Consider the following 24,857-nt stretch of genomic DNA (forward strand, 5'->3'; position numbering starts at 1 on the left):
TTTCGACCCCACACTGCGGGGTCACCACCAGGTCGCCGAGTCCTGCCAGCCGGGTGGTCCCTGAACGCCACGGCAGGAGCGGGGGACCCATTTTTTCGGCCCCAGTGCCTCGGGGTGAAGTCCACGCGGTCGCACGACCGGTGGGCGGGATGCTCATCTCCATCCCAACCCGACAGCTAACTCCGCAGGCGGAGGAGAGACCATGTCGATGTTCTACGCCGGGCGCCACCGCGCCCCGAGCACGAAGACCCCCCAGCGCACCGGCGCCAGCCTGGTGGCCGTCGCCGCCGTCGGCCTCGGTACCGCCGCCGCCACGGCGCCCGCCGCGAGCGCGGCACCCGCCACCGTGAGCGCCCCGTCCGCCGCCTCCGTCTCGTCGGCGTCGTCCGCGACGTCGACCGCGAGCTTCTCGGGCCTCGTCCGTCGCGGCGCCCGCGGCTACGTCGTCAGGCAGATCCAGTGGCGCACCGGCGCCAGCGCCGACGGCGTCTTCGGGCCCCTGACGGAGTCCGCGGTCAAGCGCTACCAGCGCCGCAACGGCCTCGTCGCCGATGGCATCGTCGGCCCCCGCACCGGCACCAAGATGGGCCTGAGCTCGAGCCGCACCACGACGACCACCTCGCGCACCACGACGCGCACGGTCGCCGGCTCCTCGCTCCTGTCGACCGCCGCCAGCCTCGTCGGCGTGCCCTACCGCTACGGCGGCACGACGACCTCCGGCTTCGACTGCTCGGGCTTCACGCAGTACGTCTTCGCCCGCCACGGCAAGAGCCTGCCGCGCACCGCCGAGGCGCAGCGCCAGGCCGCGACCCGCGTCTCCTCCCCGCAGGCCGGTGACCTCGTCTTCTTCGGCGCCCCGGCGTACCACGTCGCGATCTACGCCGGCAACGGCATGATCTACGACGCCGGCAGCAGCCCGCGCGCCGTCACCAAGCGCTCGCTGTGGACCAGCGCCGTCTCCTACGGGCGCTTCTGAGCCGCACCCGAGCGCACGACGCTCGACCCGAAGGGGAGGTCCCGACCACGCGTCGGGACCTCCCCTTCGTCCTGTGGCTGGGGGGGGGTCACGACAGCTCTCATTGCCTTGTGCGCCAAGGGCTCTGACACCCCGCGTTACCAATTCGTGACCATATGACCTATGGTCGACCCCGGTCCCGGCACATCGCCGGGACGCCGTCCGCAGGTGCCGAGTCCTACCACTGCGACGGTTCCCCTGGTTTACCGGTAGGAGCGGAGGACCCACGTCTTCATGGTCGTCACGACCTTGGGGTGAAGTCCTCGGACCCGGCTCGCCGGGTCGTGGGCGGGGTGGTCTCCACCCCAACCCGACAGCTAACTCCGCAGGCTCGAGGAGACACACCATGAGCAGCACCTACACCGCCCGTCACGCGGCGACCCGCACCCGCTCCGCCGCCCACCGGGCCGGCGCGGGCGTCCTCGCCGCCACGGCCCTTGGCCTCGGCGCGTCGATGATGACCGCCACGAGCGCCTCCGCCAACGGCGGACCCACGACCCCGGTCGAGCAGACCTCGACCAGCACCGCGAGCGCCCCGAGCGCGTCGACCGGCAGCTTCACCGACATCGTCCGCGAGGGCGACAGCGGCAGCGTCGTCGAGCAGATCCAGGACAAGGTCGGCGTCACCGCCGACGGCGCCTTCGGCCCGGAGACCACCGCGGCCGTCACCGAGTGGCAGGCCGACGAGGGCCTGGCGGCCGACGGCGTCGTCGGCCCCGAGACCGGCTCGGCCATGGGCCTGACCGGCGGCTCGACCTCGTCCGCCCCGAGCGCCTCCACCGAGAGCACCGGCTCGACCGTCGAGGTCGCGCAGGCGAGCACGGGCGCGAGCTCGTCGATCGTCGACACCGCCCGCGGCTACGTCGGCTCGCCCTACGTCATGGGTGGCGAGGACCCGTCCGGCTTCGACTGCTCCGGCTTCGTCCAGTACGTCTACAAGCAGTCGACCGGCAAGGACCTGCCGCGCACGACGAGCGAGCAGCAGGCGGCGGCCACCCCGGTCTCCGACCCGCAGCCCGGCGACATCGTCTTCTTCGGCAACCCCGCCTACCACAACGGGATCTACGCCGGCGACGGCAAGATCATCGACGCGGGCAACTCGAGCACCGGTGTCACCGAGCGCGACATCTGGACCGACGACGTGTCCTACGGCCGCTTCTGAGCGACCACCGCGGGCCGCTTCCGAGCGGCTCGCACGACAAGGCCCCGACCGCTACGGTCGGGGCCTTGTCGTGCTCGGGTGCCGAAGGCGCGTGAGACACTGGCCCTTTCTACACGTGTAGTCGCCCCAGGAGGTCATCCGTGCCCGCCACCCACGCCACCGGCGAAGCCCTCGAGCTCACCGACCGCGACCTGCTCCCCCTTCGTCCCTGGCGTCGGGCGCAGGAGGACCCGCAGCATCCCTCCTTCAGCCACGTCGTCGACGGCGACTGGCAGACCATCACCGCCGGAGAGCACCTCGAGAGCCTCGTTGCGACGGTCCGGGGACTCGTCGCAAGCGGCGTCGCCGCCGGTGACCGTGTGGTGCTCATGGCCGACACCCGCTATGAGTGGCTGCTGCTCGACGAGGCGATCTGGAACGCCGGGGCCGGCACCGTCCCCGTCTACCCGTCGTCGTCGCGCAGCCAGCTCGAGTGGATCGTCCGCGACTCCGGCGCGCGGGTCCTGCTCGTCGAGACGCCGGCGATGGCACAGCTGGCCACCGGTCTCGACGTCGAGGTCCTCGTCATCGACGACGGCGCCCTCGCCACCCTCGCCGAGCGCGGTCAGACCGTGGCCGAGGATGAGGTGCACGCGCGCCGGGACGCAGTGACCTTCGACGGCCTCGCCGGGATCGTCTACACCTCCGGCACCACCGGTCGGCCGAAGGGGGTCGTCCTCACCCACCGGCACCTCGCCGCCGAGGTCGCGGGCTGCCTGGCACACCCGATCGGCGAGGTCGGGGCGCCCGGCCGCCGCATCCTGATGTTCCTGCCGATGGCGCACGTGCTCGCCCGCTCCGTCGCCTACATCGCCGCGCAGTCCGGCGCCACGGTCGGCTTCTGGTCCGACTTCTCGACGATCGTCGAGAAGTTCGGCTCCTTCCGTCCGCACATGGTCGTCGGCGTACCCCGGGTCTTCGAAAAGGTGCACGCCGGCATCCGCGCCAAGGCGGCCGGGCGCCGCGTCTCCGCCGCCGTCTTCGCGAAGGGGGAGCAGGTCGCCATCGACTGGAGCCGGGCCGTGGGCGACGACCCGCGCCCGGGCCGCCCCGGGCTGCGGCTGCGGGTGCTGCACGCGGTCTTCGACCGGCTGCTCTACGCCAAGGTCCGCGCGGCCCTCGGCGGGGAGACGATGTACGAGATCAGCGGCGGCGGGGCGCTCGGCGAGCGCCTCGGCCACTTCTTCCGCGGCGTCGGCGTGCCGATCCACGAGGGCTACGGCCTGACCGAGACCTGCGCGGCGATCACCGTCAACGGGCCCGGCCAGCAGCGTGTCGGCACCGTCGGCCGGCCGCTGCCGGGCAACGAGGTGCGCATCGGCGAGGACGGGGCGATCGAAGTCCGCGGCGCCGTCGTCACCGACGAATACTGGGGCAACGACGAGGCGACGCGGTCGTCGATCGTCGACGGCTGGTTCGCCACCGGTGACCTCGGCTCGCTCGACGACGAGGGCTATCTGACGATCACCGGCCGGGCCAAGGAGATCATCGTGACCGCGGGCGGCAAGAACGTCGTGCCCGGTCCGCTCGAGGACGTGCTGCGCTCCCACCCGCTCGTCTCCCAGGCGATGGTCGTCGGCGAGGGACGGCCCTTCGTCGCAGCGCTCATCACGCTCGACCCGGAGACGGAGCGCCCCGCCGACCCGCAGGCCGAGCTGCAGGGCGTCGTCGACGAGGCCAACGAGCTGGTCTCCAAGGCCGAGGGGATCAAGAAGTTCGTCGTCCTCGACGACGACTTCACCGAGGAGTCGGGCGAGATGACCGCGACGCAGAAGCTCAGGCGCCACGTCATCGAGACCCAGCGCGCCGAGGCGATCGAGGGGCTCTACGCGAAGCGCTGAGTCGGGGCCCGGACGGGCCCCGCCAAGGCCGCTCAGCTGCTCGCCGGCACCGCCGTGAGCACGACGTTGTCGCGGTAGTGCTGCTCCCCGTCGATCGTCATCACCGGGCCGCCGCAGGTGACGAGGGCGAGCTGGCGGGGGCCGTCGACCGCGAAGATCGAGCGGGGCAAGGACACCTTGGAGTAGCTCTGCAGGCTCGTCGTGACGAAGGTCGACCGACGACCCGCACCGTCGGTGACGTGGACCAGCGCTCCCGGACGGGCGTCACTGAGCCGCGCGAGAGCGCCCGGCGTCCCCGACAGGTCGACGTGCCCCGCGAGCAGGGTCGTGCCCGCGCCCGCGTCGAGCGGGGCGGACCACACGTCGCGACCGACCCGCCACGGCTCCCGCGGGATGTCGAGGGACCCGCCGCTGAACTTCACCCCGTCGAGGCTGGCGTAGATCCCGAGCGAGGGCACGTAGAGGCGCTCGGGCCCCATCCGGTCGGGCGACATGACCAGGCCCTCGCTCGCGCTCGTCGAGGTGCTGGCCGAGGCGCTGGAGGACGAGGTCGAGTCGTCCGGGATCGGGGCGACGGTCGCCGTGCGGGTCGGGTCCGGGGTCGGCGATGCCACCGCGAAGGTGTGGCTGGGGACCGGCGCCGCCGCGGGCTCCTCCCCTCCCGCGAGCGACCACCAGACGAGCCCGGCACCCCCGACGACGAGGGCGAGCGCGAGCAGCAGCAGGGCGAGTCGTCTCAGGGTGCTGCCGCCGGATCAGTCCGCGCGACGGGCGCGCACGGCGACACCGATGCCGCTGAGGAGCAGCAGGCCACCACCGACGAGGCCCAGGGTGTTGGGTCCGGCGACGTCGGGGACACCGGCGTTGATCGTGCGCGCCTGGGTGCGGTCCGCCGCGTCCGAGCCGTCGGTGCCGAAGTAGGTCTCGCACGCGATGCCGTCGTTGTCGGCGTCGAGGCGGTGGGGGTCCATGGCCGGGCCACCGTGGAGGGTGAAGAAGGTCTGCGCCTCCCTCTGGGAGGAGAAGTCGGGGCAGTCCTTGTCAGCGGTCGTGACGGAGGGTGCGGCCGACGAGGCCGACACGGTGACGGATGACCGGCTCGGCGCGGCGGCGGGGGCCTTTGCGGCGGGGACCTTGGCAGCCGGCACCTTGGCCGCCGGCACCTTGGCCGCCGGAGCCTTGGTAGCCGGCACCTTGGCCGCCGGAGCCTTGGCCGCGGGGACCTTGGCCGCCGGCGCAGCAGGAGCAGCTGCCGGGGCAGCCGCCTGGGGCGCAGCAGCCGGGGCGGCCACCTGCGGGGCAGCGGCCGGAGCGGCCTGGGGCGCCACGACCGGTGCCGCCTGCTGGGCGTCCGCCGCCGAGGCCTTCTCGGCAGCGGCGGGGACGGAGCCGTCGGTCTCGCTGTCCTGGGCCGGGGCGTCGTCCGCCGTGTCGGGCGCAACCGCCCCGCACGAGGCGTCGAGGAGCGTGTTGACCGGGGTCGCCCCGTCGGTCCACGCGGCCCGGGCCCAGTCGCGCCCCTCCACGGTCGCGGACGGGTCGGGCTCACCCGCGATCAGCGCGACGGCCATGACGGACGCGTCGCCGCCCTTCGTCACCTCGGACGCCGGCGCGATGACGGCCGTGACGTCGGCGTCGCCGTCGGCCGCCGAGAGCCCGCGAGCGGTGAGCGCCTCGCGCACCGAGCTGACGAGCGCGGCGTCGACGCCCTCGGCGCTCGTCACGGCGAAGGTCGTGCCCGCGTCGCACAGGGTGCTCGGCACGGCGGCCGTCGCCGGTGTGGCGAAGGTCAGCGCGAGGCCTCCCGACATGACGAGTCCGGCGATGGTGGTCCTGGCAATGGTGGTGCGCACGTCTGCTCTCCCCATGACGAAACGGCGAAGGCGCTCCCCCACGGGCGCGCCGATGGTCGGAAGATATACCCACCCGGGCCGGGCGGGAAGCCCCCTTCGCAAGGTGCTGGCTGACGGTGGCTGCTGGCAGGGTGGGGCCATGGGCGAAGCGGACAACGAGCACGGCCACCGGCACGACGGGGACGCGAAGCATTTCGACGACACGGCCGCGACCTGGGACGACGACCCCGACAAGGTGCGCCAGTCGAATGAGGTGGCGGCGGCGATCGCGGGGCGGGTCCCCCTTCGTCCGCGGCTGCGGCTGCTCGACTACGGCGCCGGCACCGCCCTCGTGACCACGGCGCTGCTGCCGCGCCTGCCGGAGGTCGAGGTGACCGTTGCCGACAGCTCCTCGGGGATGCGGCAGGTGCTCGCCGACAAGGTGGCCGGCGGCACGCTGCCGTCCCCGACGCGCGTGTGGGACCTCGACCTCGAGACCCAGCCGGTGCCCACGGAGCGCTTCGACCTCGTGGTCACCTCCAACGTCCTGCACCACGTCGGGGAGCTCGACCGGGTCCTCGCCGGCTTCGCCGAGCTGCTCGACGCCGGTGGGTGGGTGGCCGTCGCCGATCTCGACCGCGAGGACGGCAGCTTCCACGACCACGACTTCGGCGGGCACCACGGCTTCGACCGCGCCGAGGTCGCGAGCCGGCTCGCGTCAGCTGGCTTCGTCGACGTGACCGTCGGCGATGCCGGCCACGTGCACAAGCAGGACCGCGACTACCCGGTCTTCCTCGCCGTCGGCCGCCGGGCGTGATGCGCACCGTCGGCGACGCCGAGCGCCGCGCCCGCCTGGCGACACGGCACGCACTGCACCCCGACCACCACGCACCCGACGTCGTCGGCGCGGCCCGCTCGGTGGTCTGCCTGCACGCGACCGAGGCCGCGACCGTGCACCTGGCCGTCGGCGCCCGCACCACCGGGGTCACCCCCTTCGACGTCGACACGGTGCTCTACGACGACCGCGGCATCGTCAAGCAGCTGGCGATGCGCCGCACGCTCTTCGCCTTCCCCCGTGACCTGCTGCCCGCCGCGCTCGCCGTGGCCCGCGAGCGGATCGCGCCCGAGCAGCACCGGCTCGTCGCCCGCGACGCCACGCGGCACGGCATCGCCGACGACGGTGCGGCCTGGCTCGAGACGGCGGGAGCCGCGGTGGAGCGACGGCTGGCCGGCGGCGAGGCCCTCCCGGCCGCCGCCCTGCGTGCCGAGCTGCCGGAGCTCTCCGGGGCGATCACGATCAACGAGGGCAAGCGCTACGGCGGCACCTTCAACCTCGCGCCGCGCGTGCTCACCTGGCTCGGGGCGCAGGGGCGGATCACCCGCGGGCCCAATGCCGGTCACTGGCGCCTGTCGAAGCCCGCGTGGACCCTCATGGACGCGTGGCTCGGCGAGGAGCCGGCGGTCCCCGACCTCGCGACCGGCTACACCGAGCTCGTGCGCCGGTGGTTGGAGCGCTTCGGTCCCGGCACGACCGAGGACGTGCAGTGGTGGCTCGGGGCGACGAAGGGGGCCACCCGCGCGGCCCTCGCGGACGTCGGCGCCGTCGAGGTGGGGCTCGAGGGTGGCGCCACGGGGTGGCTGCTGCCCGACGACCTCGAGCCGGTCGCCGAGTTCGGCCCCTGGGCGGCCCTGCTGCCGACACTCGACCCCACGACGATGGGGTGGAAGGCCCGCGACTGGTACCTCGACCCCTCCCACCGCGAGCTGCTCTTCGACAGCAACGGCAACGGCGGCACCACGGCCTGGTGGGACGGCCGCATCGTCGGCGCGTGGGTGCAGGACGACGACGGCGTCGTGTCGGTCGTCGAGTGCCCGGGCACCGACCTCGGGACCGAAGGGAGGTCCGCTCTCGCCGTCGAGGCGGAGCGGCTCACCGCCTGGCTCGACGGCGTGCGGATCACCAACGTCTACTCGTCGCGGCTGATGAAGGGGGAGGCGCTGCCCTAGGCCGCGGGGCGCCGACGCGCCGCAATCGGCCGGGGCGCCGGCTATCGGGCGGAGGTCTGCGGGGCCGGGCTCGTCGAGCCGCCGGAGGACGGCTGCGTCGTCGGGTCACTCGTCGCCGGGGGCGTCGAGGGCTCTGTCGTCGGGACCGTGGTCGTGGGCTGCGTGCTCGTCGGGGTCGTCGAGGTGGGCGTCGTCGTGGTCGGCGGCGCGACCGTGAAGGACGACGGCGGCACCGTCGTGGACGACGTCGAGGTCGACGACGACGTGGTGGTCGTCGTGGTGAGCGACGGGGTCGTCGACGTGGACCGGGGGGCGCTCGTGGTCGTCGGCGGTGGTGCCTGCGTCGTCGTGGGGGCCGGCGGCGCTGTCGTCGTCGGAGGCGGTGCGACCGGGGCCGTCGTGGTCGGCGCGGGGGTGGTCGTCGAGCTCGTCGACGAGGTCCGCGTCGGCGTCCCGGTGGTCGTCGTGTCACTCGTCGTCGTGGTCGTGACCTCGACCGGGATCGCCGTGTCCGCCTCGCGGGTCAGGGCGAAGGCCGCGCCCGCCACGAGCAGGACCGCGCCGACGAGACCCGCGACGAGGAGGCCGGCACCGCGACGCCGCCGCGGGCGCGCACCGGGGCGAAGGGAGGCGGCCGCGCCTCCGCCGGCCACGACGCCGGTGGCACCGCCGGTCCCTCCGGCGCCTGTGGCCGCGCCCATGGCACCTGTCGCGCTGGCCGCTCCGACTGCACCCGCCGCTCCGACTGCCCCTGCCGCGCCGCCCGTACCGGCCGCGCCACCCGCGGCGCCCACACCGGTGACCGGCTGCGCGCGGCGACGGGAGCCCCCTTCGCTCCGTGGGATGACCACCGTCTCGTCGGGCTCGTCGTCCGCCCACGGGAAGAGCCCGAAGCCGACCGCCGGGTCGACCTCCGGCTCGTCGGCGAGGTCCGCGAGCCGGCGGTGGGCCTCGTCGGCGGTCAGGCGGCGGGAGGAAGCCTTGGCTGTCATCGCCGCGAGCACCGCGCCGAGCTCGGTGCCGCGACCGCCGCCGGCGAGGACCGCCCGCAGGGTCGTGCCGAGGGCCCACACGTCGGCGGACCGGCCACGCTCGCCGGTGAGGGTGGGGTCGTGGTCGATGGGTTCGGTCAGCTTGGGAGCCCCGTCCGCACCGATGAGGACGCTCGACGGGCCGACCCCGCCGTGCACGAGGCCGGCGCGGTGCACGGCCGCGAGGCCGGAGGCGAGCTGGGCACCGAGGACGGCGGCCTCGTGCGGGCGCAGCTGACCCTGCTCACGCACCTGCGCCGTCAGGGTCGGGCCGTCGACGAGCTCGAGGACGAGGAGCGGCGGCTGGCTGTCGGTGACGACGTCGTAGACCGCGACGAGGTGCGGGTGGCTCAGGCGGGAGGCGGTGCGGGCGACGCGCAAGGCCTCGTCGGCCCGCTCCGGCTCGGCGGCGAGCTCCTTGAGCAGCACTCGACGCTGCAGGACGGTGTCACGGGCCAGCCACGACCGCCCGGTGGGTTCGTTCGCTTCGCGGCGCCCGCCGGCGACTCCGGCCCCTGCACTGCCGGCGAAGACCGGGCCACGCTCGTAGCGGCCGGCCACGAGAGGGGCAGGCTCGCTCATGGCTCCGCCCTCCTCCCGCACGCGGGCTGCGTCGGAGCCGGCTCCGACAGGTCCCCTTGACTGCCCGCAGCTACCACCGTAGGCGCTGCGCCCGCCGCCGGGAAGGCCCGCCCGCGTCCCGGCTCCCGCGTGGGCCGAGGGCGGAGCCGGCGCCCCCGGTGCTCGCCTGCGCCGCGCGGTCCAGACTGGGGTCATGAGCGACGAGACCCCGGGCCCCGACGACGCCGCGATCGAGCTGGCCCACCAGCTCTTCGACTGGGCCCGCGAGGGGCAGGCCGAGCGGCTCGGCGCCTATGTCGAGGCCGGCGCCCCCGTCGACCTGCGCGACCCCGCCGGCAACACGATGCTCATGCTCGCGGCCTACCACGGGCACGCCGAGACGGTGCGCGAGCTCGCCCGCCGCGGCGCCGACGTCGATGCGCTCAACGACCGCGGCCAGTCACCTCTGGCCGGCGCCGTCTTCAAGGCTGAGCCCGAGGTCGTCGCCGCCCTGCTCGAGCACGGCGCCGACCCCGACGCCGGCACGCCGAGCGCCTGGGCGACGGCGCAGATGTTCGGCCAGGAGGGCCTGCTCGAGCGGTGACCCGCTCGTTCGGCGACGGCTCCTCCCTTCGCCCAACTCTGCAAGACCCTGGGGTCCTGCGGAGTTACCGGACGGACGGTGGGCTCTGGCCGCCTCGGCCCGGCGGTGGTAGACCGGACCCATGTCCCTCATCCGGAGATATCCCTCGGACACCTACTCCGGGGACGGTGAGGCGAGCGCCTGGGTGCGCCGCGCCGACGAGCCGCCGGAGATCACCTATCGCAACGGCGGGACCTGCGAGTACCTCGCGCGGGGCGAGCGCACCGAGGGCCGCTTCGGGCTCTACCGGTGGACCTTCGGCGACACCGAGACCGGGCCCGACCCGCACTTCCACCGCGCGCTCTCCGAGCAGTTCTACGTCCTGTCCGGGCAGGTGCGCCTCTTCGACGGCCGGGAGTGGGTCACCGCGACCTCCGGCGACTTCCTCTACGTCCCCGAGGGCGGGGTGCACGGCTTCCGCGGGTCCGACCACGCGTCGATGCTGCTGATGTTCGCCCCCGGGGCACCGCGGGAGGACTACTTCGAGACCCTCGCCCGCGGCGAGGAGATGACCGAGGAGCAGCGCGCCGAGTTCATGGTCCGGCACGACACCTACTGGGTCTGACCTCCCTTCGCCCGGCCACCCCACCACCCGAGGAGCCAGCATGCCCGAGACCCACGAGTACGACGTCGTCGTCATCGGCGCCGGACCCGTCGGCGAAAACGTCGCGCAGTACGCCATCGAGGGCACCGACCTCACCGCAGCGCTCGTCGAGGGCGAGCTCTACGGCGGCGAGTGCTCCTACTGGGCGTGCATCCCGAGCAAGGCGCTGCTGCGCCCGATCGCCGTCGCCGACACCACCGCCCACCTGCAGGGGGTGGCCACCGCCGAGGTCGAACCGGAGGGCCTGCTCGCCCGCCGCGACACCTGGGTCGGCGGCCGTGACGACTCCGGCCAGGTCCGCTGGGCGGAGGGCCTGGGCATCACGGCCTTGCGCGGCCACGCTCGTCTCGTCGGCGAGCGCGAGGTCGAGGTGACCGGTGACGACGGCCCGCTCCGGCTGCGGGCCCGCCGCGCGGTGGTCATCGCCACCGGCAGCGAGCCGGTGGTCCCGCCGCCCTTCGCCGACGCGCACCCGTGGGGCTCTCGTGACGCGACCGCGGTCGCCGAGGTCCCGGGGCGGCTCGTCGTCGTCGGTGGTGGGGTCGTGGCCGTCGAGGCCGCGACGTGGATGGCCGCCCTCGGCAGCGAGGTCACGATGCTCGTGCGGGGCGACACCCTCCTCGCCGGTCAGGAGCCCTTCGCGGGCAGCGTCGTCGCACAGGCACTTCGGGCGAAGGGGGTCGACGTGCGGCTCTCGACGTCGGCCACCGGCTGCCGCCGGCCGGACGCTCGGGACACCGGGGTCGGCCGCGTCCACGGCGGCCCGGTCACGGTCGTCACCGACGACGGCGAGGTCGAGGCCGACGAGGTGCTCGTCGCGACCGGGCGCCGCCCCCGACTGGGCGATGTCGGCCTCGACGCGGTCGGCCTCTCCCCCGACGACGTGCTCGAGGGGCGGCTGCCCGAGTGGCTCCACGCGGTGGGTGACGCGAGCGGCGAGGCGCCGCTGACCCACTGGGGCAAGTACCGCGCGCGGGTGGTCGGGGACGCGATCTCAGCCGCGGCCACCGGGCGCGAGCCGCTCCCGGTGCCCGACGGGGTGCCGGTCCCCCAGGTCGTCTTCACCGACCCGCAGGTGGCGCGGGTCGGGATGACCGAGGCCGGGGCCCGCGAGGCGGGGCACGACGTCGAGGTGGCGGAAGTCCCCTTCGCGCAGGTCGGCGGGGCCGCGCTGCTGCGCGACGACGCCCCCGGCCGGGCGAAGCTCGTCGTCGACCGGACCACCGGGCTCGTCCTCGGCACGACCTTCGTCGGCACCGACGCCGGGCAGCTGCTGCACGCGGCGACGATCGCGATCACCGGGCAGGTGCCGGTCCACCTGCTGCGGCACGCGGTGCCGAGCTTCCCCGACGCGAGCGAGGTGTGGCTGCGCCTGCTCGAGGCCCTGCCGGTCGAGCTGCGTCGCCCCTGAGCCGGTCAGTCGGTCGCGGTCGAGCGCGCCTTGAAGTGGAGGTCCTGGTAGTCGGGGTGCCGGGCCATCCAGCCCTCGATGAAGGGGCAGACCGGCAGCACCTTGCGCCGGCCCTCGGCCCGCACGTGGTCGAGTGCGGCGCGGGCGAGGGCACCACCCACGCCGAGGCCCTCGTGGGCGCGGTCGACCTCGGTGTGGGTGAAGACGTAGAGGTCGTCGGTCAGCTGGTACTCGGCGAAACCCGCTGTGGCGCCGTCGATCTCGGCGACGAAGCGCGACTCGTCGGGGCGGTGGGTGATCGTCACGTCGGCCATGGTCCTCAGCGTAGGGCTCAGGCCCGGGGGCGCAGGGCGACGATGCCGCCGGTCGCGCCGACGTAGAGCCCGCCGTCGGGTCCGACGTAGATCGCCGCGTAGTGGTTGTTGACCATCGGACCGGTCCCGGCGAGCCGGCGCCACATGACCTTGCCGGTCGTCGCGTCGACCGCGGTGAAGTACCAGGCATCGATGCCGGCGACGGACTCCCCCTTCGTGTAGGTGGCGATGACCCCCGCCCGGGTGCCCTTGGAGACGACCGACGGGGTACGGATCTGGTCGTTGGCCCACACCCGCTCGCAGCCGTCGTCGGTGACGTCGATGCGGGTCATGCCGGGCTCGGTGGACCGGCCGAAGGTCGCGTCGAAGAGGTTGTAGCCGTAGTTGCTCTCGACGAAGAGGGAGGACCCGATGGCGATGAGGGAGTTGTCCGTGGCGCTGCGCTCGGGGGCGAAGACCGGGACCCGGCAGTGCTCCCGGCTGCCCAGCCCCCGCCGCGTGTCGTAGACGACGACGTGCATCCGCGGGTCGGCGTTGTCGGTGATGGCGACGTAGCGCTCGCCGAGCAGGAGGGAGGGCGTGGTGCCGGAGGCGCGGCTCGTCTGGCCGGGCTTGCGGCGGGTGCCGGCGTCATAGGTCTGCCGCCACGCGACCTGCGGGGTGGCGCCGTCGGCGCGCAGGGCGACGAGCTCGCGCGAGGTGACGACCCAGGCGCGTCCGTCGCTGCCGACGGCGAAGGAGTTCTCGATGTCGGCGTCCTCGAAGCGCGTCGAGCCGACGTCGCCGGACTCGGGGTCGAGCACGGCCACGGAGCCGAGCTGGCCGACGACCCAGATCTCGCCGTCCGTGCCCGGCACCGCGGAGTTGATCCCTTCGCCCTCGGCCAGACCTGACGTCACGTCGAACTCGTCGACCGCCTCGATCGCCGGCTCGCCCGAGGAGTCGGCGACCGACCAGCGGGTGATCCGGCCGTCGGAGGTGGGCAGCACGACCCGCTGCTCGTCGTCGAGCACGGCGTATCCGCCCCCGGCGAAGTTCGTCGCGAAGTCGGCGCGGAAGGGCCGGTCGGCGACGTGCTCCCGGGCGAGGACCTCGAGCGAGTCCGGGTCGAGCACGTTGAGCGTCACCCGGGTGGCGTTGACGCACACCGCGACGATGCGGACGTGCTCGTCGAAGAGCATCGAGGCGCACACGCCGCCGAGGTGACGACGGATGACCCGGGCGCCGCGGGGGTCGAGCACCTCACGGTCGGTGTAGGCATCGGTCATCGCCGCGTCGCCGTGGATGTTGCTGTCGGGGTTGGCGGCCAGGTGTCGCCCCTGGGCGGCCGGCTCGCCGTCGAGCGGCGCTGTCGGGGTCGTGGACGACACCTCGAGGTCGGGGCTGAGGGCGGCGCCGATGGGGCCGATCGGGATGGTGTCGCGGGTGGCGCCGACGGCTGCGAGGGCGAGGAGCCAGGCCAGGGCGGCGGCGACGGTGACCCGGCCGGCTCGCGAGCGACCGTGCTCGCGAGTGCGCTCGCCGCGGGCCCGCCACAGCACGAGCAGCGTTGCGGCAGCGACGATCCCGAGCAGCATGCCGTGCACGAGCGGGGCCGCGGTGGTCATGCCGCGCTGGCCGGGGGCGATCGCGATGACGAGCGCCAGGGTCGAGACGATGCCGGCGCCGATCCACGAGCCGGGGGTGCGGCGGCGGACCGCGACGGCGACCGCGACCATGGCGACGGGCAGCAGCGCCACGACGAAGGGCAGGCCCGACGCGATCGTCGCCGGCAGGTCCGCCCGCCGTGCCTGGGCGCCGAGGGCGCGCGGCGATGTCAGCAGGTTGTCGAGCGTGGCGATCGGCGAGGCGACGAGCAGCGCCTGCGCCACGAGGAGCGAAGGGAGCAGCCGCGGACGGGTCGAGGTGGCCATCGGTCCATCCAAGCGTGCGGCGGTGCGGCTCAGGCCCTGTCGGCGCGGTCCGTGATCAACCACCCAGCGGTGATGGACAGCCAGGCGTCGTCACCGTCGCGCAGGCGGGTGAGCACGCCGTCGACCTCGGGCAGGTCGAGCTCGGCGAGGGCCTCGATGGCCGGCAGGACGACCTCCTTGTCGTCGCGCTCGACGGCGTGGAGGAGGTCGGTGGCAGCCTCGCGGGCGGCCGGGTCGCCGATCGCGAGGAGCGCCTCGGCGGCGTGACGGCGCACGGAGAGGTCGGGGTCCTCGCGCAGCCGGGTCGCCAGCCCCTCGACCGCGGCCTCACCGGCCTGCTCGAGGGCTCGGGTCAGCTCGCGGCGACGGAAGTCCTGCTCGACCCCGAGGTGGTCGACGAGCGCCGCGACGGCGCCGGGCGTGTGGATCCGGCCGAGCGCCCACCACGCCTTGGCCGCGACGGCATCGTCCGCGTCGTCGGTCAGGGGCAGGATCTCGGCGACCGAAGCGGGCTCGCGGATCTTGCTCAGCGCGTGGAGCACCTGGACCCGGCCCGGCCCCTCGGCGAGGGCGTCGTCGTGCAGGGCCTCGACGAGGAGCGGGTAGGTCTCCGCCTGACGGGTGACGACGGCCCAGGTCAGGGTCTCGCGGACGTAGAAGTCGGGCTCGGTGACGAGCAGCCGCACGAGGTCGGCGGCGACGCTCTCGTCGGCGTGGGTGCCGAGCCACAGGGCGGCCCGCTGCCGGACCGACGGGTCGTCGTGACGTGCCGCCTGCAGGGCCTGGTCGAAGGGTGTCTCGCTCACGTGGCTCGACGCTACCCGCCCCTCCCCTTCGCGTGGCCAAACGGCACTGCACACCCACGACCCCTCCCCAACTTCGCAAAACCCTAGGGTTTTGCAGGGTTGGGGGCGAGCAACTTCGCAAAACCCTAGGGTTTTGCAGGGTTGGGGGTCAGCCGTGGGTGGCGCCGGAGATGTCGGTGCCGCGCGGGGTGAGCACGAAGACCGCGGCGGCCACGACGAGCATGAGCGTCCCGCCGGCGAGGCCGGCCACCTGCAGCGAGTCGACGAAGGCGGCGCCGGCGTCGGTGGCCAGCCTCGGCAGGCCGAGCTCGTCGGCCGTCGCCACCGCTGCGCCGAGGGAGTCCTCGGCGGCCCGGGCCGCCTGCGGGCCGGCCTGCTCCAGAGCGGGCGACTCCTGCAGGTGGGTGCGGTAGACGAGCGCAGAGACGCTGCCGAGGATCGCGACTCCGAGGGTGCCGCCGAGCTCGTAGGAGGTCTCCTCGAGCGCACCGGCATTGCCGGCCTTGTCCTCGGGCGAGCCCATCATGACCATCGCCGAGGCGATGGCGAGCGACCCGGTGCCGGCACCCACGAGGAGCATGGCCGTGAGCACGAGCGGGTAGGTCAGCTCGTCGGGTCCGAGCCCGACGGCGAGCAGCCCGACCCCCGCCAGCACCAGCCCCGAGGCGAGCACGGCCCGTGCCCCGATGACCCGGGCCAGCGGCGGCGCGGCGAGCGAGGCGACGGCCCCGGCGAGCGCGACGGGGATGAGCTTGATCCCCGACTCGATCGGGCTCGCGCCCTCGACGAGCTGCAGCCACTGGGTGAGCAGGAGCAGCGCCGCGAGCATGGCGAAGGTCGTGCCGAGCGCCGCGATGATCCCGGCGCTGAAGGGACGGCTGCGGAAGAGGCCGACGTCGAGCAGCGGCGCATCGCTGCGCAGGCAGCGCCGCACGAAGATCGTCAGCGCACCGAGGCCGACCGCGAGCGCCAGCAGCGCGGGCGGGTGGACGAGGCTGGCCTCCTTGCCGAAGGACTTCACCGACCAGACGAAGGCGACCATGCCGACGAGCGCGAGCACCGCGGCCGTGACATCCCACCGGCCGGCGCCCTCGACCCGCGACTCCGGCAGCACGAGCACGCCGGCGATGATCGCGGCGATCATCAGCGGCACGTTGACGAGGAAGGCCGCGTGCCAGGAGAAGTGCTCGAGGAGGAAGCCGCCGACGAGCGGGCCCACGGCCGCCCCGAGCCCGGACACGGCGGCCCAGATGCTCAGGGCCGTCGCCCGCTGCCCGGCGTCGGTGAAGATGACGCGAATGAGCGAGAGCGTGTTGGGCATGATCATCGCGCCGCCGATGCCGAGCACGGCGCGCAGGACGATGACCGCCTCAGCGGTGTCGGCGACGAGGACGAGCAGCGAGCTGACGAGGAAGATCGCGTAGCCGAGCAGGAGCATCCGTCGGCGGCCCCACCGGTCTGCGACCGCGGCCCACGGCACGAGCAGCCCGGCGAGGACGAGGGAGTAGACGTCGACGATCCACAGCTGCTGGTTGGCGGTCGGTCGCAGCTCGGCGGCCATGTCCGGCAACGCGATGTTGAGGATCGTCATGTCCATCGTGATGACGAGCAGGCTCGCGCTGAGGACGGCGACGGCGGCCCAGGCGCGGCGCGTCGACACCGGGGCGGTCGCGGAGGTGAGGGTGGAGTTCATCGGGGGTCACTCCCTTCGGTCGTGGTGGTGGCTGTGGTGGGGGCGGCCATGAGCCGGCGGAAGACCGCGGCCATCGCCTCGGCGGAGACCGGTTCGTCGTGCAGCCCGGCGTGCAGCGTGGCGCCGTCGAGGTACAGGCCGATCGCCTCGGCGACGGGCGGGTCCAGGTGGCGGGAGAGGATCTCGACGAGCCGGTCGGTCCACCGCAGGGCGAGCTCGCGCAGCCGCGGGTCGTCACCGAGCCCGGCGTGGACGAGCTCGAGGTCGGCGCGCACCGCCCGCTCGTCGGCGAGGAAGCCGTGCATCTCCCGCGCCAGCCGCTCGGGGGCGTCGTCGAGGGGCAGCAGCTGCGCCTCGACCTCGGCCAGGCCGGCGTCGATGAGGTCGGAGAGCGACTGCAGGGCGAGCTCACGCAGCTCGTCGAGCGAGCCGAAGTACTGGGTCGTGGAGCCGAGCGAGACCCCGGCCCGGGCCGCGACGGCGCGGTGGGTCAGGGAGGCGGCGCCCCCTTCGACGACAAGCTCGGCGGCCGCCTCGATGATCGCGCGGCGGCGCCCCTCCGGGTCACGTCGTCCGGGTGCCGGCCGGTCCTGCGTGGAGCCCACGGCCCCTCCCTTTGTTGTTGTACATCCGTACATGTACATGTGTACAGGATCGAAGGGGGGAACGCCAAGTCGCCCGCGGGGAGCCCTCCCCGTTGCCACCACACCGGCACTGCACGAAGGTGTCCACATGTCGCGCGCTGCCGAGCTCCCGTCGCTGTGGTCGACCGCCACCGCGCTCGCCAGCGGCACCGCACTGGCCCTCGGCCTCGCCTGGGCCGTCACCGGCCTCGACGGCGACGGCGACTCGCGTCCGCAGGCGAGCCCGGGTGACGTCTTCTCCTCCCCCTACGCCGAGGAGCCCCTGCCCGACCAGGTCCGGCTGGAGCTCCCGTGGCGACATCTCGACGTCGCGGTCGCAGCAGCGCAGCCGGAGCTGCCCGACATCTCCGGCGCCCCGGCAGACGTGGCACCTCCCGAGGGAGGGAGCTTCGTCAGGGTCGACCTGACGAGCCCGACCGACCAGGTGCCCTTCGTCGGGATCCGCCGCCCCCTGGCGACGCAGGTCGAGGTCTCCGTGCGCGCCGACGGGGTCGACCACCCGCTGAGCGATCGCCCGGGAGGCTTCCGCCTCGACCCCGAGACCGCGTGGAGCAACGCCACCGGAACGCGATGGGTGGCCGTCGACGGCGCCCCGACCGATGTGGAGCTCGTCGTCACCGTCGACGGGGAGGAGCAGGTCGTCGGCAGCGACGGCGCCGCCGACCTCGGCCGAGCCGCACAACTCGCCGACCTGCCCGCCGCCACGAGCCTCCAGGACGAACCGGAGATCGACTGCGGCCGCAGCCGCCGCGCCGACTCCTCCGACCTCGAGCTGGAGGACTACTCCCGTGAGACGGCGTGCACCGTGACGCGAGTGCTGCGCGTGCCCTACGTCGACGGGCTGGGCTGGGCCCCTCGGGGACGCGAGTACGTCGCCGTGCTCCTGACCCTCGACCGCACGGTCGACGTCGAGCGGACCGATGACGAGAGCTGGAGCTCCGCCACCACCCTCTCCGCGCGCCTCGGCGGCGAGGAGCCGCTCGCCGGCCCCGTCGACGTCAACGACCTCAACTCCGGCACCCTGGCGATCCAGGACCCGGACGACCCCCAGATGTTCGTCTTCGAGGTCGACGAGGGCACGAACCCGGACCTGGCCGCGGCGCTCGACATCGAGGCGGTCCCGAGCGATCCCTTCGCGACGGGCCGGGAGACGCTGCGGCTCGTCTGGGACGTCGAGGGAGGGCGGCTGTCGTGACCCGGGCCCCCTTCGCCCGCCGCACCGCCCGACGCCCCGCCACGAGCGCGCAGCTCTGGACCACCGTCTGTGCGGCACTGGCGGCGGCCGCCTTCGCCAGCAACCTCGCCGCTGGCTGGCGCGCCGACCACCGACACGTCCTCGCCGCCGGCGACCGGCTGTCGCTCCAGTCGCGGGTCCACAACGGGCAGCCGCACGAGGTGCTCGTCCCCGGCACGGCCGTGGACCTGCAGGTGGGCCGACCCGTGCGCGAGATGGACGCGAGCCTCGTCGACCTCGGCGCCGACCGCGACTGGTCGGACACGGCGCCCGTGCGCGCCGATGACGCGGCCCGCCTCGTCCCCGTCTCGTGGCTGGCCCGGCCGGTCGACAACGCCGCTGGTCAGGAGGTCGGCGAGCAGGAGATCGGCATCCGCCTCGTCGCCGGCGGGAGACGCATCGACCTGGCGGACGGGACGGGACGGGAGCTGGCCGCCGAGGCCACGGGCACCGGCACCTCAACGCTCGTCGCCGTCGACGCCGAGGTCGACGACCTCGCCGTCGAGGTGACCTTCGACGGCGTGACCCAGCGCCTCGACGTGGCGACCGGAGAGCTGGACCGCGGCGCCGCCGGAGGACTGGCAGTCCGCCCGCGGCGGGTCGACGTGCCGTGCCCCGACTCCCGACCGTGCCAGCTGCGGACCGACGCCGCGTGGCGGCCCTACGCCCGCCGGGCCACCCTCACGACCGGACCCCTGGCCCCCTACGCCTGGGACGACGAGCTCGGCTGGGCAGGCCAGGGGCGGCACTGGACCGGGGTCGCCGTCCGCCCCTCCCCGATGTCATACGTCGTGGACCGCGACGGCACGCCGCGCAGCGTCACCGGCGTCGCCTTCCTCTCGCTCCGCCTGGACGGGCAGGAGCCGGAGCGCACCGAGGGCCTCGAGGGCGGGGAGACGTACTCCAGCGCCCGCCCCGGCTATGCGGTCTTCGCCGTCGACGACGATGCGACGCCGCGCGAGCTCTCGGTGGCGCGCACGCTCCGACTCGACGGGGCGACCATGCCGACGACGGTGCGGGTCTCGGGTCGCTACCAGCTCGGGCGGGGCTGACCCCCTTCGCTCAGGCGCGACGGCCGGAGGCGGCCACGGCACCGGCGTTGAGCACCGAGCCACTGACGAAGAGGGTCGCGCCGATGATCTGGAAGGTGTTGGACAGGCTGGCGTCGACGATCATGTCCTGCACGCTGTCGGCGTCGGCGCCGCAGGACGACCCGGTCTCGGTCGTCGTGCACGTCCAGGAGTCCGTGGAGCTGCGGGAGTCGTGCATGTAGGCGAAGGAGAAGGCGATCGTCAATGCTCCGAGGAGCATGAAGAGCACCCCGACGATGACCGCAAGAACCCGCATGACCCACCCCTCTCGCCGGGCACCCTGCCCGTCCGCCGACCACCGTAGCCACCGGGGGCGGCCCCTAGGCTGGCGACATGCACCGGATCTTCACCACGGCCGTCGCCGACGTCTACCCGCACTACGTGACCAAGGTCGAGCGCAAGGGGCGGTCCAGGGACGAGCTCGACGAGGTGATCCGCTGGCTCACCGGCTATGACCAGGCGGCGCTCGAGCGACACCTGGCCGAGGGGACGACCTTCGAGGACTTCTTCGGACAGGCGCAGCTCAACCCGGCCGCCGAGCTGATCACCGGCTCGGTCTGCGGGGTCAAGGTGCAGGAGGTCGAGGACCCGCTGATGCGCCGGATCCGCTACCTCGACAAGCTCGTCGACGAGCTGGCCAAGGGCAAGGCGATGGACAAGGTGCTGCGTTCGGCCTGAGCCCACGTCGGGGCCAGCGCCCACCGCGCCGTGTCGGCCGTACCCCCTCGACCCGCGGGTGGGGTGGCGTGCGTCGGCGTCAGTCGCTCGGATCGAGCAGGGCCCGGATGTCGGCAGAGGTGATCGCCCCCGAGAGCGCGCCGCCGTCGTCGACGACGCGCTCGAAGAGGTCGCGCTTGCGCTCCTGCAGGTCGACGACCTTGTCCTCGATCGTGTCGGTCGACACGAGGCGGTAGACCATGACCGGCTTGTCCTGCCCGATGCGGTGGGCCCGGTCGATGGCCTGGGCCTCGGCCGCGGGGTTCCACCACGGGTCGAGGACGAAGACGTAGTCGGCCTCGGTGAGGGTCAGGCCGACACCGCCGGCCTTGAGGCTGATGAGGAAGGCGGTCTGCTCGCCCTGCTTGAAGCCGTCGATGACGCTCGCGCGGTCGGTCGTCGCCCCGTCGAGATAGCTCGTCGTGATGCCCTCGGCCTCGAGCCGCTCGCGCACGATCGCGAGGAAGCCGGTGAACTGGCTGAAGACGAGCGCCCGGTGGCCCTCCACGGCCAGCTCGCCCAGGTGCTCGACGAGCACGTCGAGCTTGGCCGAGATGCCCTGGCCGCGGTGCTCGTCGTCGACGAGACCGGGGTCGAGGCTCAGCTGCCGCAGCCGAGTCAGCGAGGCAAGGATCGCCACGCGGTTGGCGTCGGGGTCGTCGAGCAGCCCGAGCACCCGCTTTCGCTCGCGCTGCAGGTGTCGGTCGTAGATGCGCCGGTGGGTCGCGGTGAGCTCGACCGGCAGGACCTGGATCTGCTTGGGCGGCAGGTCGATCGCCACCTCCTCCTTGGTCCGACGCAGCATGAGCGGGCGGATCCGGCGGCGCAGCCGGTCGAGCAGCTCGGGCTGCTCGCCGGACTCGATGGGCTTGCGGTAGAGGTCGCCGAAGCGGTCGCGCCGCGGGTAGAGCCCGGGTGCGGCGAGCGCGAAGAGGGACCACAGGTCCATGAGCGAGTTCTCCAGCGGGGTGCCGGTCACCGCGAGGACGAAGGGGGTCGACAGGCGCCGCAGGGCCTGGTGCGTCTTGGAGCGGTCGTTCTTGACGAACTGCGCCTCGTCGAGGATCACGCCGCGCCAGTCGACCTCGGCGAACTCCGCGGCGTCGATGCGCAGCACGGCGTAGGAGGTGACGACGAGGTGGGCGCCGTCGACCGCCTCGGCGACGGACGCGCCGCGGCGGCGGTGGGTCTGCGGCAGGGTACGCACGACGAGGTCGGGGACGAACTTCGCGGCCTCGCTGGCCCACGTGCCGACGACGCTCGTGGGGGCGACGACGAGCACCGGCCGGTCGAGCTCGCCCGCCTCGTGGGCGCGGGCGAGCAGCGCCAGGGCCTGCACGGTCTTGCCCAGACCCATGTCGTCGGCGAGGACGCCCCCGAGACCGGCGTCCCAGAGCGTGCTCAGCCAGTGATAGCCCTCGAGCTGGTAGGGCCGCAGGGTCGCCCGCAGGGAGGCCGGCGCCTCGGGCACCGGGCGGCTGTCGATCTCGCGGAGGGTCTCGACGCCCGAGCGCCACGCGTGATCGCGCTCGACCTCGACGTCGGCGATCGCCGCCAGCTCGTCGTAGAGGTCGACCTGGTACCGGCTCAGCCGCACCTCGCCGGCCTCCGGCTCGACGAGTGCCCGAGCCTCCTCGATGAGCGCCCGCAGGTCGTCGAGGACCGGGTGGTCGAGCCGGAACCACTCGCCGGTCTCGAGCTGCATGATCTCCTCGCCGGCGACGAGCGCGGCGAAGAGCGGCTCGAAGGGCACCTCGACGTCGCCGACGGTGACCCGCACGTGCAGGTCGAGCCAGTCGGAGCCGCCGTCCTCGCTCGCCGCGTGCAGCGAGACCTCGGGCTCGGCGTCGAGCTCCTCGAAGCTCGGGACGTCGTCGTCGACGACCACGATGCAGCGCGGGTCGTCGTCGAGCCGCGGCACGACGACGGTGAGGGCGAGGATCGCCGCGGGCCCGTGGAGCCGCATCGGCGAGCGCAGCCGCCAGCCGTGCGGAGACCGGATCCGCGCGCCCGGCAGGTCGGCGAGCGGCTCGAGCTCCTCGAGCAGGGCGTGCTCGGCCCGGCGATCGCGCGGGAGGGACCCCTGCTCGTCAGCACCGACGACATGGGTGCTCCCGCCCGCCGAGTAGGCGAAGCCCAGGTCGAGCAGCACGCCGCGACCGTCCCGGCGCACGTGGAGGTGCAGCTGCGGCGGCTCCGGCAGCGGCAGGTCGACGCTGTCGTCGGAGGAGATGACCGTGACCCGCTCCCGCAGCCGCGGGAGGAAGAGGGCGACGAAGCGCTCGACGTCGGCCTCGGGCACGACGATGTCGCGGCCGGCGACCAGCTCACCCAGCTCGGGCGTCAGCTCGGCACCGAAGGGCGCCAACCGCATCCGCTCACCGTCCTCGCCCACCTCGGCCCAGACGACTCCGTGCGCCGGCTCGCCGACGAGCTGGAGATCACCCGCGTCCGGGCCGGCACCGTCGATCGACGGGCGGAGCAGGAGCCCCTCGTCGACAGCCGTGACGTCGAGGACCACCTCGACCGCCTCGTCGAGCAGCTCGACCTCGTCGCCGGCCTCGCTCGCGATGAGGGCGACGCCCGCGTCGCGGACCCGCCGCAGCGCGAGCCAGACGCTGGGCCCGAGTGCGTCGACGTGGACGTCGCCGCCCGAGCCGTAGGAGTGGCGGCGCATGCCGGTGTGCGCCTCGTAGAGGGCGAAGAGCGCGCTCACGGCGCGGCGGTGACCCTCGCGCACCCCGACCGCGGCGTAGGGGTTGGGCTGGAGAAGCTCGCTCCACGAGTACTTCTTCGCCCAGTGGCCCGCCTTGGTGCGGCGGGTCGGACGCAGCCGGAGCCGGGGGGCCCGCTCCCGCCCCCAGGTGTGCAGCGGCGCCTGGACCCGCTCGACGACGAGCGCGACGGGTGCGCCCTGGGTCAGGGGCTCCGGGTCGGGGTCGCGAGCCAGCGGCGCGAGCGCGTCCTCCCACGGCCGGGTCGGCGGGCTCGGCTCGACGCCGCCCGCAGATCCGCCGAGGACCTCGCGGACGCTGACCACGACGGCGACGGCGTGCTTGCAGTCACGGGCCACGGGGCAGCTGCAGCGGGCGCCCCACTCGACGACGGCATCCCTCGGGTCGCTGCGCAGGGAGACGATGGTCTGGTAGGTGTCCCGCTCCGAGCCGGCCACCTTGGCCACGACGACCCGGCCCCGGTTGAGCGTCGCCACCTGCTGGACCATGCCACGCTCCGCGTAGTCGAGACCGCGCTCGAAGGACCCCTCGTCCGTCGCGGCGAGGATCTCGTCGTCGCTCAGCCCGCGGACCCACGTGGCGGACTCGACGTCCCAGACCACGGGTCAGCCCCGCTACGAGGACGAAGGGAGGATCGGCATGCCCCCACCGTAGGCCGGTACCCCGTCACCGCCTCACCACGACCGCCGCCTGTGGACAGGCACCCACCGCACTCCCCGCCTGTGGACCCAGCCGTGGCCTCGCGCCGCCCGACGACGCGACGTCCCCCTTCGCCATGCGGTAGATTGGTTGACGTAACAACTATTACCCAGGAGCCCTCCATGGCCACCCACGCCTTCCCCGAGCCCGTCGTCGTCACCCACGGACCGAGCGATCCCGACGCGCCGCTCGTCGTGCTGCTGCACGGCCGCGGGTCGCACGAGGGCGAGATCATCTCGCTCGCTCCGCATCTGCCGCAGGGCCTGCAATACGCTGCGGTGCGCGCACCGATCGCCGAGGGTGGGGGCTTCGCGTGGTTCGCCAACCGTGGCATCGGCCGGCCGGTCGCCGAGTCGCTCGCCGCGACCATGGCGTGGTTTCGCGCCTGGCTCGACGACGTGGCCCCGGAGGGCCGCCCCGTGGTGCTCGTCGGATTCAGCGGTGGCGCCGCCTTCGCCGGCGGGCTCCTGCTGGCCGACCCCCAGCGCTTCGTGGGCGGGGCGATCCTCTTCGCGACGATGCCCTTCGACGCGGGCCTGCCGACCACGCCGGAGCGACTCGCGGGCACCTCGACGCTCGTCATCCAGGGCGACACCGACCAGGTCATCCCCCGCGAACTCCTCGACCGGACGTGGAACTACCTCACCGGCGAGTCCGGCGCCACGACGACGGCGCTGCGCGAGCCGGGTGGGCACGACCTCACCGCCGCCAGCCGGCAGGCCCTGTCGGCCTGGCTCGAGGACGTCACCGCCTGACGGTCGCGTCAGACCCCCGCGCAGCGCGCGGTCACCGCGTCGACGAGGTCGTCGAGGCCCGGGGCGTGGCTGCGGCGGATCAGTCTGCTCCGCTGAGGCGAAGGGGGGAA

General features: G+C 73.9%; 22 protein-coding genes and 2 riboswitches. Of the genes, 12 read left to right on the forward strand and 10 right to left on the reverse strand.

The annotated features are described in order from the left end of the window. The first annotated feature begins 23 nt into the window (after positions 1-23). Positions 24-206: riboswitch (cyclic di-AMP (ydaO/yuaA leader) on the forward strand. The 3 genes from NMQ01_RS15925 (at position 203) to NMQ01_RS15350 (ending at position 4,057) form a co-directional block, all read left to right on the forward strand. After that, complete coding sequence (locus NMQ01_RS15925) at positions 203-976, forward strand: NlpC/P60 family protein (RefSeq protein WP_303707959.1); 774 nt, start codon at positions 203-205, stop codon at positions 974-976. It overlaps the preceding riboswitch by 4 nt. A gap of 198 nt (positions 977-1,174) precedes the next feature. Continuing rightward, positions 1,175-1,361: riboswitch (cyclic di-AMP (ydaO/yuaA leader) on the forward strand. Next, the gene (locus tag NMQ01_RS15345) at positions 1,362-2,177 is read left to right on the forward strand and encodes a C40 family peptidase (RefSeq protein ID WP_255184759.1); all 816 of its coding nucleotides are present in this window, start codon (positions 1,362-1,364) and stop codon (positions 2,175-2,177) included. Between the two features lie 140 nt (positions 2,178-2,317). Next, positions 2,318-4,057, forward strand: coding sequence for a long-chain fatty acid--CoA ligase (locus NMQ01_RS15350; RefSeq protein ID WP_255184760.1), 1,740 nt, complete (start codon positions 2,318-2,320; stop codon positions 4,055-4,057). 32 nt (positions 4,058-4,089) lie between these two features. Here NMQ01_RS15350 and NMQ01_RS15355 read toward each other — a convergent pair whose 3' ends face one another. Together NMQ01_RS15355 and NMQ01_RS15360 are read right to left on the reverse strand one after the other, a co-directional pair. Next, a complete protein-coding gene (locus tag NMQ01_RS15355; RefSeq protein ID WP_255184761.1) occupies positions 4,090-4,671 on the reverse strand; it encodes a class F sortase in 582 nt (193 codons plus the stop codon). A gap of 141 nt (positions 4,672-4,812) precedes the next feature. Further along, the gene (locus tag NMQ01_RS15360; protein WP_255184762.1) at positions 4,813-5,910 is read right to left on the reverse strand and encodes an excalibur calcium-binding domain-containing protein; all 1,098 of its coding nucleotides are present in this window, start codon (positions 5,908-5,910) and stop codon (positions 4,813-4,815) included. Positions 5,911-6,049: 139 nt separating this feature from the next. On the opposite strand from NMQ01_RS15360, the gene NMQ01_RS15365 reads away from it, so the two are divergent. Together NMQ01_RS15365 and NMQ01_RS15370 are read left to right on the forward strand one after the other, a co-directional pair. After that, positions 6,050-6,706, forward strand: coding sequence for a class I SAM-dependent methyltransferase (locus NMQ01_RS15365; RefSeq protein WP_255184763.1), 657 nt, complete (start codon positions 6,050-6,052; stop codon positions 6,704-6,706). Continuing rightward, positions 6,706-7,896 (forward strand): winged helix DNA-binding domain-containing protein, encoded by a 1,191-nt coding sequence (locus NMQ01_RS15370; RefSeq protein ID WP_255186393.1) that lies wholly within the window; start codon positions 6,706-6,708, stop codon positions 7,894-7,896. Before NMQ01_RS15365 ends, NMQ01_RS15370 begins: the two co-directional genes overlap by 1 nt. Before the next feature lie 41 nt (positions 7,897-7,937). On the opposite strand, the gene NMQ01_RS15375 is transcribed toward NMQ01_RS15370, so the two are convergent. Then, entirely contained in the window at positions 7,938-9,509 is a 1,572-nt protein-coding gene (locus NMQ01_RS15375) for a serine/threonine-protein kinase (RefSeq protein ID WP_255184764.1), read from the reverse strand. Between the two features lie 193 nt (positions 9,510-9,702). Here NMQ01_RS15375 and NMQ01_RS15380 point away from each other — a divergent pair, with 193 nt between their 5' ends. From NMQ01_RS15380 to NMQ01_RS15390, 3 genes are all read left to right on the forward strand, one after another. After that, positions 9,703-10,092, forward strand: a complete 390-nt coding sequence (locus NMQ01_RS15380) for an ankyrin repeat domain-containing protein (protein WP_255184765.1) — start codon at positions 9,703-9,705, stop codon at positions 10,090-10,092. 121 nt (positions 10,093-10,213) lie between these two features. After that, the gene (locus tag NMQ01_RS15385) at positions 10,214-10,696 is read left to right on the forward strand and encodes a cupin domain-containing protein (RefSeq protein WP_255184766.1); all 483 of its coding nucleotides are present in this window, start codon (positions 10,214-10,216) and stop codon (positions 10,694-10,696) included. 40 nt (positions 10,697-10,736) lie between these two features. Continuing rightward, a complete protein-coding gene (locus tag NMQ01_RS15390; protein WP_255184767.1) occupies positions 10,737-12,146 on the forward strand; it encodes an NAD(P)/FAD-dependent oxidoreductase in 1,410 nt (469 codons plus the stop codon). Between the two features lie 5 nt (positions 12,147-12,151). On the opposite strand, the gene NMQ01_RS15395 is transcribed toward NMQ01_RS15390, so the two are convergent. The 5 genes from NMQ01_RS15395 to NMQ01_RS15415 form a co-directional block, all read right to left on the reverse strand. Further along, positions 12,152-12,460 (reverse strand): GNAT family N-acetyltransferase, encoded by a 309-nt coding sequence (locus tag NMQ01_RS15395; protein WP_255184768.1) that lies wholly within the window; start codon positions 12,458-12,460, stop codon positions 12,152-12,154. A gap of 17 nt (positions 12,461-12,477) precedes the next feature. After that, positions 12,478-14,373: a hypothetical protein gene (locus NMQ01_RS15400; protein WP_255184769.1), complete on the reverse strand. Its 1,896-nt coding sequence runs from the start codon at positions 14,371-14,373 to the stop codon at positions 12,478-12,480. Positions 14,374-14,402: 29 nt separating this feature from the next. Next, on the reverse strand, positions 14,403-15,179 hold the full coding sequence (locus NMQ01_RS15405) for a HEAT repeat domain-containing protein (RefSeq protein WP_255184770.1): 777 nt from the start codon (positions 15,177-15,179) through the stop codon (positions 14,403-14,405). Positions 15,180-15,327: 148 nt separating this feature from the next. Beyond that, positions 15,328-16,872: an MFS transporter gene (locus tag NMQ01_RS15410; protein WP_255184771.1), complete on the reverse strand. Its 1,545-nt coding sequence runs from the start codon at positions 16,870-16,872 to the stop codon at positions 15,328-15,330. After that, positions 16,869-17,477 carry a TetR/AcrR family transcriptional regulator gene (locus NMQ01_RS15415; protein WP_255184772.1) on the reverse strand — a complete coding sequence of 203 codons (609 nt, stop codon included), beginning with the start codon at positions 17,475-17,477 and terminating at the stop codon, positions 16,869-16,871. Before NMQ01_RS15415 ends, NMQ01_RS15410 begins: the two co-directional genes overlap by 4 nt. 127 nt (positions 17,478-17,604) lie before the next feature. Here NMQ01_RS15415 and NMQ01_RS15420 point away from each other — a divergent pair, with 127 nt between their 5' ends. Together NMQ01_RS15420 and NMQ01_RS15425 are read left to right on the forward strand one after the other, a co-directional pair. Then, the gene (locus tag NMQ01_RS15420; protein ID WP_255184773.1) at positions 17,605-18,711 is read left to right on the forward strand and encodes a hypothetical protein; all 1,107 of its coding nucleotides are present in this window, start codon (positions 17,605-17,607) and stop codon (positions 18,709-18,711) included. Further along, positions 18,708-19,802, forward strand: a complete 1,095-nt coding sequence (locus tag NMQ01_RS15425) for a hypothetical protein (protein WP_255184774.1) — start codon at positions 18,708-18,710, stop codon at positions 19,800-19,802. Before NMQ01_RS15420 ends, NMQ01_RS15425 begins: the two co-directional genes overlap by 4 nt. Positions 19,803-19,812: 10 nt before the next feature. Here the strand turns inward: NMQ01_RS15425 and NMQ01_RS15430 are convergent, their stop codons facing one another. After that, complete coding sequence (locus NMQ01_RS15430) at positions 19,813-20,097, reverse strand: hypothetical protein (protein WP_255184775.1); 285 nt, start codon at positions 20,095-20,097, stop codon at positions 19,813-19,815. Between the two features lie 77 nt (positions 20,098-20,174). Here NMQ01_RS15430 and NMQ01_RS15435 point away from each other — a divergent pair, with 77 nt between their 5' ends. Then, positions 20,175-20,519, forward strand: a complete 345-nt coding sequence (locus NMQ01_RS15435) for a DUF2200 domain-containing protein (protein ID WP_255184776.1) — start codon at positions 20,175-20,177, stop codon at positions 20,517-20,519. Positions 20,520-20,598: 79 nt separating this feature from the next. On the opposite strand, the gene NMQ01_RS15440 is transcribed toward NMQ01_RS15435, so the two are convergent. Beyond that, entirely contained in the window at positions 20,599-23,895 is a 3,297-nt protein-coding gene (locus NMQ01_RS15440; protein WP_255184777.1) for an SNF2-related protein, read from the reverse strand. Positions 23,896-24,114: 219 nt separating this feature from the next. Between NMQ01_RS15440 and NMQ01_RS15445 the strand changes: the two genes are divergently transcribed. Beyond that, complete coding sequence (locus tag NMQ01_RS15445; protein ID WP_255184778.1) at positions 24,115-24,747, forward strand: alpha/beta hydrolase; 633 nt, start codon at positions 24,115-24,117, stop codon at positions 24,745-24,747. Positions 24,748-24,857 lie beyond the last annotated feature (110 nt).

This window comes from Janibacter sp. CX7, assembly GCF_024362365.1.
Taxonomy (GTDB): Bacteria; Actinomycetota; Actinomycetes; order Actinomycetales; family Dermatophilaceae; genus Janibacter.